At 64.8% G+C, this 20,875-nt stretch carries 20 protein-coding genes; 10 read left to right on the top strand and 10 right to left on the bottom strand.

The annotated features are described in order from the left end of the window. Positions 1–127: 127 nt before the first annotated feature. A complete protein-coding gene (locus OHQ90_RS28930) occupies positions 128–1,699 on the top strand; it encodes an APC family permease (RefSeq protein WP_328402801.1) in 1,572 nt (523 codons plus the stop codon). Positions 1,700–1,873: 174 nt separating this feature from the next. On the opposite strand, the gene OHQ90_RS28925 is transcribed toward OHQ90_RS28930, so the two are convergent. Genes OHQ90_RS28925 through OHQ90_RS28910 form a run of 4 tightly spaced genes read right to left on the bottom strand, consistent with a single transcriptional unit; the run spans position 1,874 to position 7,299 of the window. Then, positions 1,874–3,031, bottom strand: a complete 1,158-nt coding sequence (locus OHQ90_RS28925; RefSeq protein WP_328402799.1) for an acyl-CoA dehydrogenase family protein — start codon at positions 3,029–3,031, stop codon at positions 1,874–1,876. Positions 3,032–3,054: 23 nt separating this feature from the next. Continuing rightward, the gene (locus OHQ90_RS28920; RefSeq protein ID WP_328402797.1) at positions 3,055–4,476 is read right to left on the bottom strand and encodes an aldehyde dehydrogenase family protein; all 1,422 of its coding nucleotides are present in this window, start codon (positions 4,474–4,476) and stop codon (positions 3,055–3,057) included. Further along, on the bottom strand, positions 4,473–5,255 hold the full coding sequence (locus tag OHQ90_RS28915) for an SDR family oxidoreductase (RefSeq protein WP_328402796.1): 783 nt from the start codon (positions 5,253–5,255) through the stop codon (positions 4,473–4,475). Before OHQ90_RS28915 ends, OHQ90_RS28920 begins: the two co-directional genes overlap by 4 nt. After that, positions 5,248–7,299 carry an acetate--CoA ligase family protein gene (locus tag OHQ90_RS28910; RefSeq protein ID WP_328402794.1) on the bottom strand — a complete coding sequence of 684 codons (2,052 nt, stop codon included), beginning with the start codon at positions 7,297–7,299 and terminating at the stop codon, positions 5,248–5,250. The genes OHQ90_RS28915 and OHQ90_RS28910 overlap by 8 nt, the downstream gene beginning before the upstream one ends. Positions 7,300–7,439: 140 nt before the next feature. Here OHQ90_RS28910 and OHQ90_RS28905 point away from each other — a divergent pair, with 140 nt between their 5' ends. The 3 genes from OHQ90_RS28905 to OHQ90_RS28895 all read left to right on the top strand — a co-directional run bounded on the left by OHQ90_RS28905 (position 7,440) and on the right by OHQ90_RS28895 (position 9,708). Continuing rightward, a complete protein-coding gene (locus OHQ90_RS28905; protein ID WP_328402792.1) occupies positions 7,440–9,017 on the top strand; it encodes a 5-guanidino-2-oxopentanoate decarboxylase in 1,578 nt (525 codons plus the stop codon). A gap of 175 nt (positions 9,018–9,192) precedes the next feature. Continuing rightward, the gene (locus OHQ90_RS28900) at positions 9,193–9,351 is read left to right on the top strand and encodes a TetR family transcriptional regulator (protein ID WP_328402790.1); all 159 of its coding nucleotides are present in this window, start codon (positions 9,193–9,195) and stop codon (positions 9,349–9,351) included. 15 nt (positions 9,352–9,366) lie between these two features. After that, positions 9,367–9,708: a TetR/AcrR family transcriptional regulator gene (locus OHQ90_RS28895; protein ID WP_328402788.1), complete on the top strand. Its 342-nt coding sequence runs from the start codon at positions 9,367–9,369 to the stop codon at positions 9,706–9,708. Positions 9,709–10,010: 302 nt separating this feature from the next. On the opposite strand, the gene OHQ90_RS28890 is transcribed toward OHQ90_RS28895, so the two are convergent. The 5 genes from OHQ90_RS28890 to OHQ90_RS28870 all read right to left on the bottom strand — a co-directional run bounded on the left by OHQ90_RS28890 (position 10,011) and on the right by OHQ90_RS28870 (position 13,793). Beyond that, positions 10,011–10,208 (bottom strand): hypothetical protein, encoded by a 198-nt coding sequence (locus tag OHQ90_RS28890; protein ID WP_328402786.1) that lies wholly within the window; start codon positions 10,206–10,208, stop codon positions 10,011–10,013. Positions 10,209–11,595: 1,387 nt separating this feature from the next. Continuing rightward, positions 11,596–12,528 carry a tyrosine-type recombinase/integrase gene (locus OHQ90_RS28885; RefSeq protein ID WP_328402784.1) on the bottom strand — a complete coding sequence of 311 codons (933 nt, stop codon included), beginning with the start codon at positions 12,526–12,528 and terminating at the stop codon, positions 11,596–11,598. Between the two features lie 12 nt (positions 12,529–12,540). Continuing rightward, a complete protein-coding gene (locus tag OHQ90_RS28880) occupies positions 12,541–12,729 on the bottom strand; it encodes a hypothetical protein (protein ID WP_328402782.1) in 189 nt (62 codons plus the stop codon). Next, positions 12,726–13,148 (bottom strand): hypothetical protein, encoded by a 423-nt coding sequence (locus tag OHQ90_RS28875; protein WP_328402780.1) that lies wholly within the window; start codon positions 13,146–13,148, stop codon positions 12,726–12,728. The genes OHQ90_RS28880 and OHQ90_RS28875 overlap by 4 nt, the downstream gene beginning before the upstream one ends. A gap of 372 nt (positions 13,149–13,520) precedes the next feature. Continuing rightward, positions 13,521–13,793 (bottom strand): hypothetical protein, encoded by a 273-nt coding sequence (locus tag OHQ90_RS28870; RefSeq protein ID WP_328402778.1) that lies wholly within the window; start codon positions 13,791–13,793, stop codon positions 13,521–13,523. Positions 13,794–14,094: 301 nt separating this feature from the next. Here OHQ90_RS28870 and OHQ90_RS28865 point away from each other — a divergent pair, with 301 nt between their 5' ends. After that, positions 14,095–14,775 carry a PAS and ANTAR domain-containing protein gene (locus tag OHQ90_RS28865; protein ID WP_328402776.1) on the top strand — a complete coding sequence of 227 codons (681 nt, stop codon included), beginning with the start codon at positions 14,095–14,097 and terminating at the stop codon, positions 14,773–14,775. Positions 14,776–14,909: 134 nt separating this feature from the next. Here OHQ90_RS28865 and OHQ90_RS28860 read toward each other — a convergent pair whose 3' ends face one another. Continuing rightward, the gene (locus tag OHQ90_RS28860; protein WP_328402774.1) at positions 14,910–15,083 is read right to left on the bottom strand and encodes a CsbD family protein; all 174 of its coding nucleotides are present in this window, start codon (positions 15,081–15,083) and stop codon (positions 14,910–14,912) included. A gap of 108 nt (positions 15,084–15,191) precedes the next feature. On the opposite strand from OHQ90_RS28860, the gene OHQ90_RS28855 reads away from it, so the two are divergent. The 5 genes from OHQ90_RS28855 (at position 15,192) to OHQ90_RS28835 (ending at position 20,854) form a co-directional block, all read left to right on the top strand. Continuing rightward, positions 15,192–15,461 carry a hypothetical protein gene (locus tag OHQ90_RS28855; RefSeq protein ID WP_328402772.1) on the top strand — a complete coding sequence of 90 codons (270 nt, stop codon included), beginning with the start codon at positions 15,192–15,194 and terminating at the stop codon, positions 15,459–15,461. A gap of 412 nt (positions 15,462–15,873) precedes the next feature. Beyond that, positions 15,874–17,604 carry an enoyl-CoA hydratase-related protein gene (locus OHQ90_RS28850; RefSeq protein WP_328402770.1) on the top strand — a complete coding sequence of 577 codons (1,731 nt, stop codon included), beginning with the start codon at positions 15,874–15,876 and terminating at the stop codon, positions 17,602–17,604. A gap of 400 nt (positions 17,605–18,004) precedes the next feature. Continuing rightward, complete coding sequence (gene cbiM / locus OHQ90_RS28845; RefSeq protein ID WP_328402768.1) at positions 18,005–19,102, top strand: cobalt transporter CbiM; 1,098 nt, start codon at positions 18,005–18,007, stop codon at positions 19,100–19,102. Beyond that, positions 19,099–20,046, top strand: coding sequence for a cobalt ECF transporter T component CbiQ (cbiQ, locus tag OHQ90_RS28840; RefSeq protein ID WP_328402766.1), 948 nt, complete (start codon positions 19,099–19,101; stop codon positions 20,044–20,046). Before cbiM ends, cbiQ begins: the two co-directional genes overlap by 4 nt. Beyond that, a complete protein-coding gene (locus OHQ90_RS28835) occupies positions 20,030–20,854 on the top strand; it encodes an energy-coupling factor ABC transporter ATP-binding protein (protein WP_328402764.1) in 825 nt (274 codons plus the stop codon). Before cbiQ ends, OHQ90_RS28835 begins: the two co-directional genes overlap by 17 nt. The last annotated feature ends 21 nt before the right edge of the window (positions 20,855–20,875 follow it).

The following is a 20,875-nucleotide window of genomic DNA, read 5'->3' as shown; positions in this document are numbered from 1 at the left end:
TCTTCTCGTTCAGGGGTTGACAAGATGTGACCGGCGTCGCACTCTTGACCCTCATACTGTTTGATCAGTCAGTTAAGACTGCTGGACAGGGAATATTTAGCTATCCTTTCCTTGCAAGGAGGACCTAGTGTCCGAACCCAGCCCCACCGGCGACACAGATTTTCTGCACGCGAACAAGGCAAAGCTCAAACGCGGCCTTCGACGGTTCGACGTGTTCTTCCTGCTGCTCTGCTCGCTCGTCGGGCTCGACACGATCGGGTCACTCGCCTCGTCGGGTCATCAGGCATTCAGCTGGTTACTCATCCTCGCGCTGCTGTTCTTCGTGCCCTACGGGTTGATCGTGGCCGAGCTCAGCGCTTCCTTCCCGCTGGAGGGCGGTCAGTACATCTGGACGCGAATGGCCTACGGCCGATTCGTCGCAGGCATCACGCAGCTTGTGTATTGGCTCTCCAACCCGGTCTGGGTTGGCGGCACTCTGTGTGTCGTCGCCATGGAGACGTTCTCGAAGTTCGTCTACCCGCTGTCCGGGCTATGGACCTACATCGCCGGGCTCGTCTTCATCTGGGCCGGGGTGGTGTCGACCTCGGTGTCGCTCCGTGTTGGCCGCTGGGTACCGGCGGCGGGCGCGTGGGCACGCATCGTGCTGCTTGGCGCGTTCTTCGTCTCCACCGTGGTCTACGGCATCAAACGTGGTGTGCAACCGCTGGATACGGGCAGCTTCACACCCACCTATGCCGGGTTGATCGTGCTGGTTCCGGTCATCGTGTTCACCTTCGTGGGTTTCGAACTCTCCAGTTCCGCGGCAGAGGAAATGGAGAATCCGCGACGCGCGATCCCGCTCGCGGTATTGCGCTCCGGGATCCTGTCGTTCGTCATGGTCGCCCTGCCGGTCGCGGGAATCCTGTTGGTACTGCCCAATCATCAGGTCACCAGCCTGGGTGGGTTCATCGACGCGTGCAAGGCGGTGCTGAGCGTTTACGGCAGCCACGAACTACCTGACGGGACAATCGAATTGACCGGCTTCGGTGCCCTCGCCGGTTGGATCGCGGCGATCGGTCTCATCGTCGCCCTGTTCACCAGCGGGGTGGCCTGGGGTCTCGGTGAAAGCCGCGCGCAGGCCACGGCGTGCGCGGACGGCGCCGGGCCCAGGTTCTTCGGTGTGCTGTCGGAGAAGGCCGGTACGCCGGTCCGAGTCAATATCCTCTCCGGGGTGCTGGCGACAGTCATCATGGTCGCGGCGCTGAATATCACCGAGGGCGATACGGGCAAGTACTTCAGTGCCGGCCTGAACCTCGCCATCTCCATGACGATGTTCGCCTACCTCGGGCTGTTCCCCGCCCTGCTGGTGCTGCGCCGTAAGTATCCGGATGCGCGGAGGCCGTTCAGCGTGCCGGGCGGACGGCTCGGCGCTGTCGCTGCCTCCGTTGTCACGACTGCGATCGTCTTGTTCACCCTGGTCCAGTTGCTGTGGCCGGGAGCGGGATTGGGCTGGTTCGGCAGTACGAGCCACCCCGACGACTCGCTGCCGACCAGTTTCGCCGGTGAACGTCTGGAATACACACTGACTCAGCTGGTTCCCCTGGTCGTGTTCGCCGTCGTCGGACTTGGCTTCGTATTGATCGGACGCCACCAGCGCGGCAGGGCCGCTGCTGTGGACACCGTTACCTCGGCGCCGCATCCCGAGGTCAGCGTGCCTTAGACCGATCATGTAAACGGCTGCGGCCGGTCGTCAATCGACGACCGGCCGCAGCCGTTTCTCATCCGTGCCGGACCACCCTGCCGGGCCGTCGGTATCGCCGCCCGGATAGGGATTCGGAACGAGAAATACCCAGTCCGGCCATAGCTGGACTGGGTATTTCGGGTGTGGTGGGCCTCAGCGCAGGTTGCGGGAGATCACCAGCCGCATGATGTCGGAGGTGCCCTCCTCGATCTCCTCGAGCTTGACATCGCGCATCCACTGCTCGACCGGATGCTCACGGGAGTAGCCCCAGCCGCCGAGCGTCTGCACCGCGGCCCAGGTGACGAACATGGCCGTCTCGGAGGCGGTCAGCTTGGCCATCGCCGCCAGTCCTGCTGCGGGAGCACCGGAGTCGAGTACTCGCGCCGCGTGATGAACCAGCAGCCGCGAGGATTCGATGCGGGTGGCCATATCGGCGAGACGGAATGCGACCGCCTGGTGCTCGATGATCGGCTTGCCGAACTGCTTGCGGGTGCGCGCGTAGTCGAGCGCGTACTCGTACGCCGCGCGGGCGGCTCCGACAGCGGCGGCGCCGAGCACGACTCGCGAAATATCGAAGGTGGCCATCAGTCCGTGGAAGCCCTGGCCTTCGTCGCCCAGCCGGTTGGCCTCGGGCACGAACACCTTGTCGAAGAAAATCTCCCGGCACACGATGGCCCGCTGGCCCATCTTGCGCATCGGCTGACCGAAGGTGATCCCTTCGGCATTGCGGTCGAGCAGGAACGCGGTGACGCCCGAAGAACGCTGCGTCCGATCGGTTTTGGCGAACACCACATAGAATTCGGCGGTGCCGGCGTTGGAGATCCACGCCTTCTGTCCGCTGATCGCATAGCCGCCGGAAACCCGCTCGGCGTAGGTGACGATGGATGCCGCGTCGGAGCCGGATTCCGGTTCGGTGGTGGCCAGCGCGGTCATCGGCGGGTTCGGTCCGGTCAGCGGCCCAAGCCACTGCTTCTTCTGCTCCTCGTTGCCGAGAGCGAGAATCGGGTCGGAGAAGAATCCGTTGGAGCACATCAGGTTTCCGATGCCCGGGTCACCCCAGCACAGTTCCTCCTGCACCAGGCACTGGGTGAACACATCGGTGAAGCCGCCGCCGCCGTACTCGGACGGGATCATGAAGTCGGTGATGCCGACCTCGGAGGCCTTCTGGAAGATGTCAACCGGCGTGACGATGTCGGCTTCATCCACCTCGCGCGCACGCGGGCGGATCTCCCGCACGGCGAAATCGTGGCAGAGTTCGATGATTTGGCGCTGCTCGCCGGTCAGCGGCCATGCGGAAATGCTGGTGTTCATATGAGACTCCTTGGCTGCCCAGCTCATCGCTGGACCGAGGTTAATTCGGTGTATTCTTCGATGCCGGATCGGCCGAGTTCACGGCCCGATCCGGACGCTTTCCAGCCGCCGAACGGGGCGAGCGGATTGAACGGCGCCCCATTGATATCGACCTGTCCGGTGTCCATCCGGTCGGAGGTCGCGAGTGCCCGTTCGGCGTCGGCCGACCACACGGCGCCCGACAGTCCGTAGGGCCCGCTGTTTGCGAGTTCGATCGCGTGGTCGTCGCCGTCATGAGCGGAGACGACGAGCACGGGGCCGAAGATTTCTTCGATGACGGCAGGGTCGTCCGCCTCGAGGTGGGCCAGCACGGTCGGTGCCAGGTAGTGCCCGCGGTCCAGCCCGGCCGGTCGGCCGGGCCCGCCGGCGACCAGTCTGGCTCCGCGATCCAGCGCGCCACTCACGTGCTGCGCGACAGCAGCACGCTGACGCGCGGAAATGAGCGGGCCCATGTCGGTATCGCGCGCGGTCGGGTCGCCCACCACCAGTGCGCCCGCCGCGACGGCGGCCAGTTCTAGTGCCTCGGGCAACAGCGCCCGCGGCACCAGCAGTCGGGTCAATGCACTGCAGGTCTGCCCACTGTTGAGCATGGCGGAGGCGACCGTGCCCTGCACCGCGGCAGCGAGATCGGCGTCATCGAGGACGACGCTGGCCGATTTGCCGCCTAGTTCGAGACAGGCGCGGGCGAAGCGATCGGCCGCCGACAGCGCGACAGATCGCCCGACCGCGGTGGATCCGGTGAACGACACGACGTCGACCTGTGGATGCGCGACCAGTGCGGCGCCCACGGTGGTGCCGGTGCCCGGTACCAGGTTCACCACTCCGTCCGGAATACCGGCCGCCTGTACCGCATCGGCGACCAGATAGGCCGAGAGTGGGGTCAGCTCAGCGGGTTTGATGACAATGGGGCACCCGGCTGCGAGCGCGGCGCCGAGTTTGGCGACCAGCTGATAGAACGGGTAGTTCCACGGCGTGATCGCCGCGACCACGCCCGCTGGTTTGCGCAGCAAGACCGAGTTTCCGATGTGCTGCGGCTGGAGCGCTTCCGGCGCGGCGTTCAGGAACCCCGCGAAAACGTCCAGCCCGCAATCGATGTGGGCTTGTTCGGCGATGGTCACCGGTGCGCCGACCTCGGCGACCGTCGCGGCCACCAGGTCGTCGCGGCGCTGCAGAAGTTCCGCCAGGACCGTTCGCAGCGCCGAAATCCGCGCCGCGGGAGGTATCTGCGCCCAGCCGCGCCGCGCTCGAACTGCCGCGGCTACGGCGTCGTCGACATCGGAAACCTGTGCGCTGGCGGCGGTTCCGACCGCTTCTTCGGTCGCGGGATTCTGTACTTCCACGATTTCCGCCGCGCGCCGCCAGTTGCCGTCGATGAGCACTGCGTCGCGGTCCCATATGGTGCTCATCGAGCACCCGCCCTGGAGTCGGTGTAGACCGCCTTGCCCAGCCACTGTCCGCCGTCGACGGTCAAAACCTCGCCGGTGATGTACCCGGCGCGGTCGCCGAGCAGGAAGGCGGCGGACTCGGCGACTTCTTCCGGCGTAGTGAACCGGTTGGCCGGAACACTGGAAAGCACCCGTGCCCGATCGACATCGGTTGGCCACAGTGCGGCCGAAGCGCCTTCGGTTTCGGTGGGTCCGGGCGCGATGCAATTGATGCGAACCCCGCGCGCGGCCCACTCCACAGCGAGGGTGCGGGTCATGGCCAGCACTCCGGCCTTGGCCGCGGCGCTGTGCACGGTGCCGGGATGGCCGTGCCAGGCATAGCTGGCAATGACATTGAGGATCGAGCCGCCGTGATCGAGCATGTGCCGGGCCGCCGCTGAGGTGCAGTGGAACGTGCCGTTCAAGACGATGTCGACGACGGCCTTCCACCCATTCGGCGACAGCTCCTCGGCCGGGGTGACGAAATTGCCCGCGGCATTGTTGACGAGCAGATCGAGCCGGCCGTACCGCTCGACGACTCCATCGATGACCTGCTGGACGGCGGCGAAATCGCGGACATCCGCTGTAGCGGTGTGGATTCGGCCGTCGCCCAGCGCGGCGGTCTCCTCCAGTCCGACCGCGCGGCGACCGAGCACGGTGACGGTCGCGCCACCGCGAGCCAGCCGCAGCGCGGTCGCGCGACCGATGCCAGAGCCGCCGCCGGTGACAAGTGCGACCTTGTCGGTGAAGTCCTCAGTCATTCGGGTTCTCCGTTTCTTCGATGATTAGTGCGTCGACGGCCAGCGCTCCGGCCGGTCCGACCCGTACGGGATTCAGCTCCACCTCGCTCACCCCGGGGTTGGCCGCGAGGAATCTGGAGACGGCGGCCGCGAGTGCCGCCAGTGCGGCGATATCGGTCGCCGGCCGACCACGCCAGCCGTCCAGCAGTGGGGCGCAGCGCAATCGGGCGATCATCGACCGCGCTGTCTCCTCGGTGATGGGTGCCAGCTCGACGGCGGTGTCGCGGAGGGCTTCCGCCTCGGTGCCACCTGCGCCGAGGGTGAGCACGGGGCCCAGCCCGGGATCTCGGTGTCCGCCGATCAAGACCTCGACGACATGCTCGGAGCGGTCCTGTTCTTCGACGACGTATTCGCCGTCGCCCAGGGCGGCACGCATCCGATCGAAGGCTTCGACCAGTTCGTATGCGTCGGCAAGGCCGAGCACCACGCCGCCGTGCTCGCTCTTGTGCGCCAGCCAGCCGGCCTTCAGGACGTAGGGCGCCCGCAGTGTCTCCGCGGCGGCGACAGCCTCCAGCCGATGGCGGACGACCATGCCGGAGGGAAACGGCACACCGCAGTCGGCCAGCGCGTTGCGTGCCGCCCAATACCCCGACAGCGAAACGCCGGCCGGTGCACCGAGTTCGGCGGGTGCGGGTGCGGTCATGGGGCGCAGCGCCACCATCCCGGCCACTGTCCGGACGGTCGCATCGATGTCCTCGAAGACCGGTACCCCGCCTGCCCACAAGGCGTCGGCGGTGCTGGAGGAGTCGGCCATGGTGTGCACGAAGACTGGTTTGCTGTACGACGCCGACACCGCGGCGATATTCTCCGCTACTTCGCGCTCGCGTACCGCCAGGGCCGGAACATCCTCGTGGTAGCGGCCGAAATACCCGGTCAGTACCGCGGCGTCGACGTCGGGATCGGACAGAACGGAGGCCAGGACATCGGCGTACGTCCCCAGTTCGCGTTCGCCGGCGCCGGCCAGATCGACCGGGTTGCTGACCGCCGCGCCCGGTGGCAATAGTTCCGAAAGTTGCGTCGCGACTTCTTCTTTCACCGCGGGGACGGTCAAACCTGCGGCAACGGCCCGGTCAGCGGCGACACCGCACTGTCCGCCGCTGTCTCCGACGACAGCGACTCGTCTTCCGGCCGGTGATGTCGTCGCCAGGCACGCCTGGGCAATCTGTACCAGTTCCGTCGGGCTACCGGCGCGATGCACTCCGGCCCGGCGGCAGGCGGCATCGACCACATCCATCCGCGAGGTCAGTGATCCGGTATGCGATTGCGCCATCCTGCTGCTGGCGGCTCCGGCGCCGACGGTCAGCAACAGCGCCGGTTTGCCCGTCTCGCGCAGTGCCGAGAGCGTGTCGAACAATTGCTCGCCGCCTGTGAAGCTCTCCAGGTACAGCGCGATGACCTTGGTCTGGTCGTGGTCGGCGAGGTCAGCCAGCAATTCGGCTGCCGTGACGTCACTCTGATTGCCGACTGACACGAAGCGGGATACTCCGAGGCCGCGTCGCGCTCCGAGCGTCGCGATCTCCGAACCCAATTGGCCGCTCTGCGACACGATGGCCAGTGCGCCCGGCTGGAATCGTCCCCAGCACAGCTCGAGGTCGCCGGCGGCGTCGTAGATTCCGAGACTGTTGGCGCCCACCAGTCGCGCACCCGCAGCCCGGATCGCCTCGGCCAGTTCGGCCTCTTTCTCGATTCCGGCGGTGACGCCGAGAAAGCCGCGCACCCCCATCTCCAGGGCTTCTGTCACGACTCCGGCCACCTGGGCCGCGGGCACCGACAGCACGGCGAGCTCGGGCGCGGCGTCCAGCGCGGACAGGCTCGGCGCGCACGCGCTGCCGAGCAGGGTGTCGAAGCGCCGGTTCACCAGCTCTACCCGGCGGCGGTGACGACCCCGCAGCGCGCCGGATGCGAGCCAATACCCCCACTTCGACTCGTCCGCGGACGCGCCGACGACAGCCACCGACCGCGGGTCACGGAATACCCGCAGACGCTCGTCGACGGGAATGCTCATAGCTACCTCGATTGCTTAACTTAGCTGATTCGTCAGTCAGTTAAGGTGTGATAGAACATCGTTGTCAAGTGTCTGACATCGATTGACCCGAATACTGATATAACTGATTCACCAATCAGTCATCAAACTCAGGAGGTCCGGTGCAGCAGCCCACCGGCGGCGAGGCGCTTGCCGCCGCATTGGCCGACCACGGCGTCGACACCGTCTTCGGCATCCCGGGAACCCACAACCTCGGTGTGTTCTCCGCGCTCGTCGAAAACGGCGTGCGCCCGATATTGACGCGCCACGAGCAGGGAGCCGGCTACGCCGCCGACGGCTACGCCCGCACCAGCGGCCGACCGGGCGTCTGCCTCACAACCACCGGTCCGGCCATCCTCAATGCCGCTGCCGCGGCCGCGCAGGCATGGTCGGACTCCGTCCCGGTGCTGTTCATTTCACCCGGTATGCCGACCGGGCACCCGGCCCGCGGCAACGGGTTGCTGCATGAGGTCAAGGATCAGCGCGCGGCGATGGACGCGATCGTCGCCTACAGCCACCGCGTCCGGTCGGTTGGCGAGATCCCCCATGCGGTGGCGGCGGCTTTCGCGGCCATGACCGCTGGACGTCCCCGGCCGGTGCACCTCGAAATACCCCTGGACCTGATCGACGCCCGCGCCGACGCCCGCGCGGTCGCGCCCACCAAGTCCGCGCCCCCGATGCCTGATGCCGGGGAACTGGCTACCGCCGCCGAGCTGCTCGCCGCGGCGCAGCGCCCGGTGATCATCGTGGGTGGTGGTGCCCGCTGGGCAAGTGAATCGGTCCGCCGGCTCGCCGAACAGCTGGGCGCTCCGGTGATCACCAGTGCGAACGGCAAAGGCGTTCTCGACGAACAGCATCCGCTCGCGATAGGAGCCGGGTTGCATCACCCGAGCGTGCGCGCCTTGGTCGAGAATGCCGACGTGGTCCTGGCGGTCGGCACCGAACTCGCCCCGTCGGATCTGTGGAACGGCCCCTTCCGCCTGTCGGGGACGACAATTCGCGTCGATATCGATCCCGCAGCCGTCATTACGAATATCGACCCGCGCGTTCGTCTGATCGGCGACGCGGCTCGGACGATCGACACCCTGCTCGCCCTGCTGCCTGTGGACCCGCGCGTCACCACACGGGCCGCGCGGGCGCGTGACGGCCTGATTGCCGACGCTGCCGCCGAAGGTGAGCCCTACCTGGACATGCTTGCCGCGCTACGCACCGTCGTGGACGAGAAGACCATTGTCGTCGGCGATAGCACCATGGCCTGCTACTACGGGATTCTGTCCGGTCTGCGGGTGCGCCGGGCCGGTGGATTCCTCTACCCGACCGGAATGGGCACGCTCGGCTATGGCCTGCCCGCCGCCATCGGTGCCAAACTCGCGGACCCCGACGCTCACGTGCTCGCGGTGCTGGGCGATGGCGGGGTCATGTTCACCATTGCCGAATTGGCCGGTGCCGCACAGCTCGGCCTGGCGCTGCCGGTGCTGGTCGTCGACAATGGCGGCTACGGCGAGATCCGCGACGAAATGGTCCAGCGCGGTGAGGAACCCGTCGCCGTGGCGCTGGATCGGGTCGATTTCCCCGCCGCCGCCCGTGCCATGGGCTGCTACGGCGTACCAGTCACCGCCGATACCCTCGCCGGTGCTGTCGAACAGGCGTGGGCAGCCGACCGACCGACGGTCCTGCACCTTCCGCTTCAGCTGCGGTGAATGACGGCCCGGTCCAGCGGGATCGGGCCTGCATCGTTCAGATTCGCTTATGTCCCAACGGTTTTGGGCTGGAAAGGGGCCATGGCTTCCTGCTGGATCCGTTCCATTTGCGCACCCATGGTACGGCCCAAGCTCGACCGCTACGACAGCCACGCGTTGGCACACTCGGGGTTCGATGACGTTCCTCGACTACGACATCCAGCGAATCATCTACTCCGCCAACGTAATCAGATCTGCCGCAGGCGTGGACAAGTCCTCGGTCATCCAATACTTCGGGTCCAAACAGGCGCTGTTCCGGGAAGCGGTGCACTGGGACATCCCCATTGCCGAGTAGACCTTCGACGACGCGATGGAGACCACGGAGAATCGCGTCCGGGCGATGCTCGCCGCGTGGGCGGCCGACCCGAACAGCCCGATGGCCGTCCTGGTCCGTACGAGCATGACCAGCGAGGCCGCCGCCGAACTGCTACGCACCCACATCACCGCGCAGTCGGTCGACTCGATCGCCGCGAGCATCCATGCCCCCGACGCGAGACTTCGCGCCGCACTAGCCGGCGCGATGCTGATGGGTATCGCCAGCCAGCGCTACATCTTGCGGATGTCCGACTTGAAAGACGCCGACGTTGACGACATTCTTCGACTCATCACACCATTGATACAAACACTCCTCGACCCGGACAGCGAGAAATAGCGACAGCCAGCATGCCGCCAGCGGAACCCAGTTGTTCGTCGTGTTGGATTCTGACACGCCGATGTGGTTGGAGCGCAGGCGGAACACTTAAGACAAAGACTGGAGACTTGCACGCATAGGGTCGGAGTCATCGGTGATGGCCAATCTCGTCATTCGATCCGTCCCACCAAAATGTCACACTTTTGATGGGATTTGCCCAGATCTGATGGGACATGATGGGCGGGTACTGGAGTGCAGAGATCGTCTGTGACCCGGTGTGATGAGTTCTTCTGAGGCACACCTGGGTCGGAAGGGGATTTCGTCTATTCGACGACCCGCAGATTTGGGGCCAATTCGAGGCCATCGGGTCCCCAGAGCGCCAGAAGCTCGGGGATCTGTGGCCCACCGTTCGGCGTCGTCAGGAACCGGGACAGCCAGCTGCCGCTTTCCGCCAACGTCACCACATCCGGATGCAGGTATCGCGGGTAAACACGGCCGCTGCGCTGGTTATCGAGATGCACGGGCTCCAGCTGGACATCCTCGCCGAATTCCTGGGGATGGTGTCACCATGCCCGTATCGCGGATCGGGGCCGGTGCCAGCTCGCGCGGGAGTCGTTGGTGGGCGGCGTCGACGACGCGGAACACGTCCTGTCCCCGGCACAGGTAGAGCAGCCCGACCATGGGCGGATCGGCGTCGCGTGCGGCGTAGAGCGCCCCGCGAAGGGCTTTGTCGGACACACTGCAGCTGTGCGGGATTTCGCGACGCGCGATATATCAGACAAGGCGAGGGCGCCGGGAGATGTCGTAGACGGTCTTGACCGGAGGGAACTCCGAGGGCAGCATCGCCCACGCGATCCACCAGCCGGGCACGACGAACACGCGGGAATACGCGATGATGACAAATGAACTCCCTGGTACAGCAATTGATCTCAGCAATCACTGCTCTACCAGGAGTTCACTCAAATCTCGAGCGTCACACACACCCAACACCGGAGTTCTCAGACGCTCACTCAGATGCACCAGACGAAACTGCCGAGGGGGAAACACCACGTAGCTGATCCGAATGATCCGTCGACCGGAGCGGTCGAGGACGACGGAGGCGCCGCGGGAGTCGAATCGGCAGTGGCTGCGGGCGCCGCGAGGACGAGCAGGGGCGCGGCAATAACAGTCGCGGCTAGGGTTTTGACGATCTTGCTAGACATTTTGCTTCCTTACAGCGAGCTTTATGACGTCCGCGTAGTAGGCCGCGCTGCCGTGCTACCGGACTGGGGCTGCGAGTGCGTTAGGTGCCGAATCGACTTTGCGACACGCGATTCGCTAACTTGGTGAACATGATGCGTCCCGATAGGAACGCGCATTCACGCTGGCCGACAGCTGCAGCATCGACCGGACCGAACAAGACGTCATTTGGTACCGCGGAAGGCGTCAACAACAGCTTACCGCTGGCTACCAGACGATTCAGTCGGAACGAGAACATTAGAAGATAACTTTCCTGTTTAAGTGAGCGTCTGAGAACTGTGTCAGGTGCGGGCGAGTCGGCGTGACATGACGGCGATCATGGCGATGTAGACGATGGCTTCGTGGTGGTCGGGTCGGGTTCCGTGGCAAAACTGGCGGCCGCTCGGTACGACCGGTGAGCCGCTACGGAAGGGGTCAAGTGGTCGCAGGTTCAAATCTTGCCGGCTTGATACCAGGCTCCGCGGTCGCACCGGGGGCGACATCGGGAGTTCGTCTCTGTGACTTGGAACCAACACGGGCGCAACGAAAATCGGCTTACGCGTCGTTCCTGGACGAGTTGTTCGGCATGGCAAGGCATTAGGTGCGCATGGCTCAGGTCGTGGACCTCGGTCGTGTTTTGCTGCGCTCGCCCGGGTGGTGCGCGATGACCGTGCGGTTTGCCGCCGTTTGTTATGTCAGCGTTGTGCTCGCGAGGGGTGGGGTTCGGTCAGCGGGGTGCCATTGCAGACCTGGCCCAGCGGCAAGGGGGTGGGGCTCGCCGGTGAGTCCGGCGAGGGCTTCGGCGATCTCTTCGATTCCTGCGCGGGTATAGACGGTGGTAGCGCCCAGGCCGTGTGTATGTGCGTGTCCGGCAAATGCTTTGGCGACGCTATAGCCGAAGTTGCGTTCTACCCAACGTAGCGTGGTGTGACGCAGCCAGTGTGTGGTGATCCCTTGTATGGCAACAACCTCCAGCTCGGTACCGATCCGGGCCCAGAGGGTGTCGTAGCGGCGTTTGCTGATCGGGGGTCCGTAGCTGTATCGCAGCAGTCGTTGATGTGCCGCAGCGCTGACGCGACGACCGTTTCGGGATTTCGGTCGCGTGGCACCTGGCAGGCTGATGCGTTCGTGGTAGTGGCGCAGCAACCCTGCCATCAGTGTTGGTGAGACTGGTTGCCACCGCTCCTTGTCTCCTTTTTCACGTAGCCGGATCAAGCACTGTGTCGGGTCGAGATCTTGCAGGCGCAGATTGAGGGCTCCCTCCAGACGGCAGGCGGTCTCGATGTGCAGGCGGAGGATGAGGCTGTCGAGTTCAGGGTCGTCGCTGGTGACGACGGCGACCCGACATATCTCTTCGAGTAGATCGGCGGGAAGTGCTCTCCGGTTCGACGGACGAGGTCGGGGTTTGTCCAGCTTGGCGGACGGATCTTCTGTGGCAGCGATGTGTCCGTCGTCGACCGCGAACCGATACAGGCATCGGATTGCGTGGAAGAAGTGTTCCTTGGTGCTATGCCCGCCGCGGTCGCTGCGTCGCACCACCCTAGTGCTGACCAAAGTCGCCGCGAGGTGCTTGAATTCCGAGACCGTTGGCGCGTCGATTCGGCGGTCGCCCCATACGGCCAAGACCTTCCTCCACTAGGCCAGATAGCTGTCACGGGTCACGGTGTCCGGCATAGCGTTGTAGACAACCGGCACATACTCTCTGAAGGTCGGAACCTGTGGTCGGTGTGGAGCAGCGTGCAGCAGGTCCCGCGCTGACACACCGAGGCTCTGCAGCACTGCTTCCGCAGTGGCGATCTTGTCGGTCGTTGTCGCGGCGGTCATGATTCCGCCCCGATACCGCGCTCAGCCATGCATCGAATGGCGACGTCGTCGAGCACAGGCGAAGGGAAGATCACCAGCGTTTTCTCGCGGGGTCGGGCGACGAGCAGTATGCGGCTGCCGGAAGAGATGGCGGCGACGCGACGCAGGCGCATGGACAGCCGTACGTTGCCCTGCGTGTCGATGCCGAGCCTGCCGCCACGTGTGATGCCTCGGTCCCGAAGGGTGCTGTCGGCGCCGCCGACGACGACCAGGCCGTGAACGAACCACCACTCGAGGCGATCGTTGGCACGCCAGCCCAGCGTGTCCAGGACCTCCTTGGCTGTGACTCGTCCGCTGCTATCGACTGCGCGGAGTCCGTCGTAGGCCCTCGGCGCGGGCACGGTGTTCGCGTGATGGATCGGAGGCACTATCAGACCCATGCGGCTGCGTGCCGACCTCGATGCAGGCGGCATCGTCGAGTTCGGTGGGCACACGGGTGTGGCCCTTGGGATCACGGGCGCGAGAATGTCCGCGTCAGCCACGCCGACCACCTGGAGAACCAAGTCGGCGAGGCGTGGGCGGGTATCGGTGATGTGTGGCAGCGCGGGGATAGGGCAACGCGAACCCTGCGGATCCGCATCGACATTGTGTTCGACGGTTACCTCAGTCACATGATCTGAGCGATTTCGCTCTGTCCGCGGGCTCATAGCGCCATCCGTTACCGTGTGTGACTTCTCGTTCTCGGGCGCTGGTGGTGTCGCACGGCGCGTGCGACGGGATGGGTTGTCCGGTGATCGCGCTCAACGCCTCGCCTAGTTCGGCGATGCTGGAGGGTAGGTCAAGGTCGCGCCACCGCGGCGCTCGACATGCTCGACGAGCCTTGTCATCAGCTGCAGCGAGACGGGTTGCCACCGGATGATTTCCCCTTTCTCATGAAGTCTGACCAGGCACTCGGCGTGATCGAGGTCCTCGAGTGACAACGACAGGACGGCGCCGCGTCGGCACACGGTCTCGATGTGCAGCCGCAAGATCAGCGCGTCCAGTTCTGGGTCGTTACCGATCGTGGCGGCGGCACGATACGACATCGTTGTCCTCGAGTCCTGTCTCCGGGCTTCGGGGCGGTAGTCCCACAGAGCGGCTGCGATCTGCTGTCGGGTAGACGACCAACTGTGCATGTGCCGGCGCGGCGGCGAGGAAAGCTCTGCCACCGGGATCCCGCGGGCACGCCGAGTACATGACCTGATGTGAGTAGGCCGCGATGCCGCCACGAAACGATGCAACCAGAATCGGTCGATCATGAGAGACAGGGGTAAAAGGCATACCGGACCGGATGACCGTGGCCCTGTGCTAGAGCCACGAAGAAGGTAACGGGGGATAATTTGTGTCATGACCGAGCGGGACGAGGTGTCGCAATCAGAGCGCACTCTTGTTGAGCGTGTGGTGGGTGTGGGCGATCCGCTGACGGTGGGCCCGTTCCGGTACTGGTTCGGAACGCGGCGGTGGGAGTGGTCGGACGAGGTCGCCCGCATGCACGGCCGCGCTCCTGGTACCACGCCGACGACAGAAATGTTGTTGTCGCACAAGCATCCTGACGATCGTGACCGGCTCGAAGCCCTGATCTGTTCCGTCGAGGACGGGGCTGCCTTCTCCAGTCATCATCGGATCATCGACACGTGCGGGCGGGTGCGTGAGGTACTGGTCGTTTCCGAGCCCATGGCCGACGAGGACGGTGCGGTGATCGGGACCCAGGGGTATTACATCGATCTGTCGAGCACCGCGGCCGACTTCAGGCGTGAAGCGCTGGACAGCACGCTTCCAGGACTTCTGGACGCCCGTGTCGTGATCGAGCAGGCCAAGGGCGCGCTGATGCTCGTATACGGTGTCAACGCAGACCAGGCGTTCGGGGTGCTGCGGTGGCGTTCACAGGAGACCAATGTCAAGCTGCGGACGGTCGCGGAACGGGTCGTGGCCGAATTACCGAAGGTGGCCGTTGACGACGTCAAACTACGGACTCGGCTCGACCACATCCTGCTGACCGTGCATCTGGGCGAACCCGACCCGCACTGACGCGGCTGCGGTCGATGCGGCCATGATCGAACCGCCCTGGGTGAAATATGCTGGTGGACAACGGGAATCGGCGCGCGTAGAGCGGATGACCGCAGAGGGTCACCCGCTCGCGATCGACGCCGGCGAGCGTCGAGTCAGTTGCGGAAGGCGTCCTTGACCTTCTCGCCCGCATCCTTCAGGTCGGACTTGGCCTGATCGGCCTTGCCCTCGTGCTGCTTGTCCTTGTCGTCGGTGGCCTCGCCGAACTTTTCCTTGGCCTTACCGGCGATTTTCTCGGCCTTGTTCTGTGCCTTGTCTACAGCGCTCATGGTGCGAGCCCCTTTCTCGAAGGTGCCCGGCCTGCGTTTTCCAGCCGGTCCTCTTGCGGATAGCCCGCATTTGCGCCACCAAACAACGGTGCAGGGGGCGACGACCGGATGATTCTGCGAACTGCACTCAGGAAAGCGGGTATCGGCTGGAGTAGCGGGGGAGTGATCACCGACGACCGAGGCGCTCAGAACGTCGGCGACTGCCGAGACGCCCAGTGGTATCGCGCTGCCACTGCCACTGCCACTGCCACTGCCGGAGCCCCGTGGCGCGTTCTCACCGCGGTGGCAGGTGTCCTGCGCGGGCGGCCCGCTGCTCGAGCAGCGCTGCCCAACGTCATCGACATCGTGTTCGACGGCTACCTCAGTCACATGATCTGAGCGATTTCGCTCTGTCCGCGGGCTCATAGCGCCATCCGTTACCGTGTGTGACTTCTCGTTCTCGGGCGCTGGTGGGTGTCGCATGGCGCGCGCCGGCGGATGGGGCTGTCCGGAGGTCGCGCTCAACCCCTCGCCGGTTCGACGAGTCTCGTCATCAGCTGCGGCGAGATGGGTTGACACCGTCGATTTCTCCTTTCTCAGAAGAAAGGCGTTTCGGTATTTACGGTGGCCGGTCTGACTGGTAGGTCGTCAATAGCCTGGTTTTCCACATTCTGTATGCACAATATGTGTGTGCACACGAATCGGGGAAGTGCGTCGACCTCTGAGGGTGGTGAGCTCGATAGTACAAGTGGTTTTCGATTCGGATTCTGGCACCGCTGGTTCGGATGCGGGCGTAGCGAGAGGGTCGAGAGTGCAGCAGCGTATTCTCCTTGTGAGCAGCGCCGACAACGGCCTGACCAGGCGCGCCCGGCTGGCGTTGCGCCGATCCGGACGTATGGTGCGTACAGCGGTGGTGACCACCAGCGGCGATATCGAAAAAGCCGTCGAAACATGCGACTCCGACGTGGTGATCTGTCCATTCTTAACTGTCCGCATTCCGGAATCGGTGTATACGCGATGGCCTACCGTCGTTATCCACCCAGGCCCGGTGGGTGATCGCGGAGGCAGCAGTCTCGACTGGGCTATCAGCGAGGGCGAGCCGTTGTGGGGTGTAACAGCACTCTCCGCGGTTGGTACGTTCGACAGTGGACCTATCTGGGCGACACGGACTTTCAGACTGCCGCGTCTCCGTAAATCGCTCGTGTACAACGGGCAGGTGGCGAATGCGGCCATCGAGTGCATTCTGGAGGTTGCCGACAAGGCAGCCGACCCACATTTCCGTCCACTCGATCAGGAAAATGCCCATCGCCCGATCTCGCATGCGAGGGCGCGGCGGTTGATGCGCCAGAGCGACCGGGCCTTCGATTGGGCATCCGATCCCGAGCAGATTCTGCGCCACATCCACGCCGCCGACGGTGCGCCGGGCGTGGTTTCGACGCTGGCACAGCGGCCCGTGCGGCTCTACGACGCACACCCCGGCCGCAATGGGCTCGACGCGGCGCCGGGGACCTTGCTCGGTCGTCGCCATCATGCGGTCGAAGTGGCCTGCGGTGGGGGCACCAGCATTTGGGTAGGCCATCTGAGCATCGATCTCGGTGATCGCTGGTCGTGCAAAGCCCCGTCCACCGCCGCGCTCGCACGGGCCGGGATAGTCCTCGGCACGATCCCGACCACAACTGCTGCGGCGGCAGGCGCCGCCGGGCAGTTCACCGACATCACCTATCGGCGCTTGGGCCCGGTCGGCGAAATCGGCGCGGTGGAATTCGATTCGTACAACGGCGGAATGACCGAAAGTCTCTGCCGTCGGCTGACTTTCGCGATCCGAGCCGCAGCGTGTCAAGACACCAAGGTGCTGGTGGTGCGCGGGCGCGGGCACGCGGTGTTCAGCAACGGACTCCATTTGGGCGAGATCGAGATCTCGCCTGAATCGGCGCAACAGGCGTGGCGGACCATCCGCGCGATCAACGCGCTGTGCCGCGAAATCTTGTTCTGCCGCCAGCTGTCGGTGGTGGCGATGACGTCGGCAGGGGCGGGTGGGGCAATGCTGCCGCTGTCTGCTGATGTTGTGGTCGCCACCGGCCACTCGGTCATCGACGCGCACTACCGCACAATGGGTTTGGGTGGCTCCGAGTTGCATTCCTACACCCTGCCGCGTCGCGTCGGCGCCGACACCGCGCACCGGCTACTCGAGGCCGCCGAACCGATCGACGCCCTCGAGGCTCTCGATATCGGGTTCGTCGATCATGTCGGCCCCGATATCGGGTTCGACGACTGGCTCACTGCGCTGGCCAGTGAGTATGTCCAGCCCGAGCGGTGGTTGTCGACGATGAAGCGCACGCGCGGGCGTCTGGCCCGCGATTTGGCCGACAAGCCGTTGGATGCCTACGAATTCGAGGAACTCGGCGAGATGGCGCGCAACCTGTTCGCCGACAGTCTCGGGTTCGAAGCCAAGCGGCGGGCGTTTCTGTACAAAACCCCGTACCCGCGTTATCCCGAGCCACGCCACCCCCCGCCTGTCCCCGCGATGGCGTCGCCGCACTAGAGCAACACTGCGGCACGGGTGAGGAACCCGGTGATGCGCCATCAACGGTGGATGACGCAGGCCGAACAAGATGCTATGTCAGGAGAATTCGCACACTGCGCGTAGCGGATTCTTGCTCCGGCGGCCGTCTCGGGTGATTGGCACCATGCCCGGCAGGTCGTCGATTCAACCGGCGATGGAACTCGGCGGTCGGATGGCGTCTCGAATTCTGCTGTCCAACAACGATAGTCCTGGAGCAGGAGCCGAGGTTCGCCGTCGAGGGCGTAGATGTCGGTGGTAGGTCTGGTTATGTCGGGTATCTCCGCTCGGCGACGATTCGTGCGATGTGCTGGTCTGTGCTGTGTCCGAGGTTTACCGTTGATGCCAGTTACTTGCAGATAGATCTCCTCGAGGAGTTTCGATGCACATTCCTGACGGGTATCTATCGCCGGCGACCTGCGCGGTGGGTTATGTGGTGGCCGTTCCGATCGCCGCGGTGGCGGCACAGCGGGTCAAGAACGTCGTCAAGACCAGGCAGGTCCCCACGCTGGCGATGCTGTCTGCGGTGTCGTTTCTGGTGATGATGTTCAACATTCCGATCCCGGACGGCACCACCGCGCACGCGGTCGGCGGCGTGTTGATCGCGGTGCTATTGGGGCCGTGGGCCGCGCTGATAGCCGTGACCGTCGCGCTGGCCTTTCAAGCGCTGTTGTTCGGCGACGGCGGCGTACTTGCCTTCGGCGTCAACGTGTTCAACATGGGCGTCGTGTTGCCGTTCGTCGCCTACGGGATCTATCGGTTGCTCGCCAGGGGAAGTGTTCTGACCTCGTGGCGTCGGGTCGTCGCTGCCGCGATCGGCGGCTACGTCGGCCTCAACGCCGCCGCGATCTGTGTCGGCATCGAACTCGGCATACAGCCCGATCTGTTCCACGATGCCTCGGGCACGCCGCTGTATTCGCCCTACCATCTCTCGCAAACGTTGCCTGCGATGCTGCTTGCCCATCTGCTGATCGCGGGGTTCGCCGAGGCCGCGCTGGCCGGTGGCGTCGTCGCGTATCTGCAGCAGGCCAATATCCCGCTCCTGCAAGTCAACAATCCGGGAGTGCCCGTCGATGCGGCAGACACCGTGGCGCCGAAACCGAATCTGCGTCCGGTCGCGGTAGCACTGTCGGTGATGGCGGTGCTGGTGCTGCTGACGCCACTGGGTCTGCTGGCGCCGGGAGGCGCCTTCGGCGAAGATTCGCCAGAGGACCTGGATCTCGGCGATCTCGGGCTCGACACGGTGCCGACGGGGCTCGCGAAGTACGCCGGGTTCTGGAACCACACATTGCTCGGCGACTACGGATTCTCGAACGGTTCCCACCCCAATATCGGTTACCTGGTGTCGGCCGTGGTCGGGATCGTCGTCGTCGGAGCGGCGGTCTACCTCATCGCTTTCAGTCTGCGCGCTCTCGGCTTACGGGGTTCGATCGACAATCGGACCGAACCCGCGCGTAGCTCGGCCGACACCGGCTCATGACCACGACCGCATCCACCGATCCGCGTCCGGCATCCGCCCCGGACTGGTTGCTCACTCGCGATGTCACGTTGTGCCCCTGCGGGTGTATCGGCAAGCGCCGCAAGGGGTCCTACCTCGAGAAGACGCTCACCGGCGGTGCGGATCTATTGCGGCAGGTGATGTTCAGCGACGACACCGCCGCCCAGCACGGTTTACTGCAACGCATAGATGCCCGGGTCAAGATCGTCACACTGTTCGGGTTGCTGCTGGTCGGGGCGTTCCTGCACACCATCGCAGCGCTGATGGTGTTGTACGCCGCGACGCTGGTTCTGGCCGCGTGTAGTGCGGTGCCGGTCGGATTCTTCGTCAAGCGAGTGTGGCTGTTCGTCCCGATCTTTACCGGGATCGTCCTGATCCCCGCGACGCTGAGTGTGGTCACCGACGGCGAGGTGATCGTGACTCTCTGGCATTGGCACGGCCGAGCAGAAGGGATCACCCGGCAAGGTCTGATGTCGGCCCTGTTGGTCGTGGCTCGCGTGGCGTCCTCGATCAGTTCGGTCGTGCTGCTGACGCTGACCACGCCATGGACACGATTGCTCGCGTCACTGCGAACTCTCGGTGTCCCACGCGTGTTCATCCTGATCATCGGGATGGCCTATCGCTACTTGTTCCTACTGCTCGCCACGATCACCGATATGTATCAGGCGCGCAAAGCGCGCACGGTCGGCGCCGAGAAGCACGACAAATATGCGCGTCGATTCGTCTTCGCCACCGCTGGCGCGATGATCGGTAAGTCGATGGCGATGTCGGAAGAGGTGCACCAGGCGATGGTCGCGCGTGGCTATCGCGGAGATGCCAAAGTCCTTGCCCAACCGCGGCCCTCGCGGATCGACCTGCTCTACGCCCTTGCTGTCGCGGTGTCCGGCGCGGCGCTGTTGGTGGGTGAGCATGTCATCACCCGATGAGGAGTCCCAGTCCTGTCAGCTGTCCTCGGGCGGCGAGCCCGTCCTGGAGTGCACAGACCTGCGATATCGCTATCTCGGAAAGTTCGAGGCTCTTTCCGGCGTATCACTGAAGGTCGCGGCGGGGGAGAAGGTCGCGCTGATCGGAGCGAACGGCTGCGGCAAGTCCACGCTGCTGAAGATATTGGACGGCTTGGTATTTCCCGAGAGCGGGACCTATACCGCCTTCGGCGCACCCGTCACCGAGGACGCCCTGGAAGACGAGCAGATGAACATGGGCTTTCGGTCGCGGATGGGCTTCGTTTTCCAGAACAGCGACGCGCAGGTCTTCTCGCCGACGGTGCGTGACGAGCTCGCCTTCGGTCCACTGCAGCTCGGTCTGGACCGCGGTGCGGCCGCGGCCCGGGTCGAGGATGTCCTTGCCCTGCTCGGCATCGCCGACACCGCCGACCGGGCGCCGTTCCAACTCTCGGGAGGGCAGAAGAAACGTGTCGCGATCGGCACCGTCCTGGTCATGAACCCGGAAGTGTTGCTGTTCGACGAGCCGACCGCCGCGCTCGATCCACGCACCAGCGAGTGGCTGACCGAGCTGATCGAGGACCTCGCCGAAGCGGGCAAAACGATCGTGCTCGCCACCCATGACCTCGACAGCTTGGATCGACTCGCCGATCGATGCATCGTTTTCGGCGAGGACCACACGATTCTTGCTGAGACCACACCGGCCGACGCCCTCGCCGACCGGGAACTACTGCTCGAAGCCAATCTCATCCACGCGCACACCCGATTGCCGGTCGTCCAGCAGCCCGGTTGACCGCCCTCCGGCTCAGTTGTG

Origin of the sequence: Nocardia sp. NBC_00403 (genome assembly GCF_036046055.1) — a bacterium.
Taxonomy (GTDB): Bacteria; Actinomycetota; Actinomycetes; order Mycobacteriales; family Mycobacteriaceae; genus Nocardia.
This window is presented reverse-complemented; position numbering and strand designations above follow the sequence as displayed.

Bases quoted from the DNA above. Each gene is read 5' to 3' on its own strand.
- OHQ90_RS28925 (WP_328402799.1), bottom strand. From the start codon at position 3,031: ATGAACACCAGCATTTCCGCATGGCCGCTGACCGGCGAGCAGCGCCAA.
- OHQ90_RS28920 (WP_328402797.1), bottom strand. From the start codon at position 4,476: ATGAGCACCATATGGGACCGCGACGCAGTGCTCATCGACGGCAACTGG.
- OHQ90_RS28915 (WP_328402796.1), bottom strand. From the start codon at position 5,255: ATGACTGAGGACTTCACCGACAAGGTCGCACTTGTCACCGGCGGCGGC.
- OHQ90_RS28910 (WP_328402794.1), bottom strand. From the start codon at position 7,299: ATGAGCATTCCCGTCGACGAGCGTCTGCGGGTATTCCGTGACCCGCGG.
- OHQ90_RS28900 (WP_328402790.1), top strand. From the start codon at position 9,193: ATGACGTTCCTCGACTACGACATCCAGCGAATCATCTACTCCGCCAAC.
- OHQ90_RS28895 (WP_328402788.1), top strand. From the start codon at position 9,367: ATGGAGACCACGGAGAATCGCGTCCGGGCGATGCTCGCCGCGTGGGCG.
- OHQ90_RS28880 (WP_328402782.1), bottom strand. From the start codon at position 12,729: ATGACCGCCGCGACAACGACCGACAAGATCGCCACTGCGGAAGCAGTG.
- OHQ90_RS28875 (WP_328402780.1), bottom strand. From the start codon at position 13,148: ATGGGTCTGATAGTGCCTCCGATCCATCACGCGAACACCGTGCCCGCG.
- OHQ90_RS28870 (WP_328402778.1), bottom strand. From the start codon at position 13,793: ATGTCGTATCGTGCCGCCGCCACGATCGGTAACGACCCAGAACTGGAC.
- OHQ90_RS28865 (WP_328402776.1), top strand. From the start codon at position 14,095: ATGACCGAGCGGGACGAGGTGTCGCAATCAGAGCGCACTCTTGTTGAG.
- OHQ90_RS28860 (WP_328402774.1), bottom strand. From the start codon at position 15,083: ATGAGCGCTGTAGACAAGGCACAGAACAAGGCCGAGAAAATCGCCGGT.
- OHQ90_RS28855 (WP_328402772.1), top strand. From the start codon at position 15,192: ATGATTCTGCGAACTGCACTCAGGAAAGCGGGTATCGGCTGGAGTAGC.
- cbiM (WP_328402768.1), top strand. From the start codon at position 18,005: ATGCACATTCCTGACGGGTATCTATCGCCGGCGACCTGCGCGGTGGGT.
- cbiQ (WP_328402766.1), top strand. From the start codon at position 19,099: ATGACCACGACCGCATCCACCGATCCGCGTCCGGCATCCGCCCCGGAC.
- OHQ90_RS28835 (WP_328402764.1), top strand. From the start codon at position 20,030: ATGTCATCACCCGATGAGGAGTCCCAGTCCTGTCAGCTGTCCTCGGGC.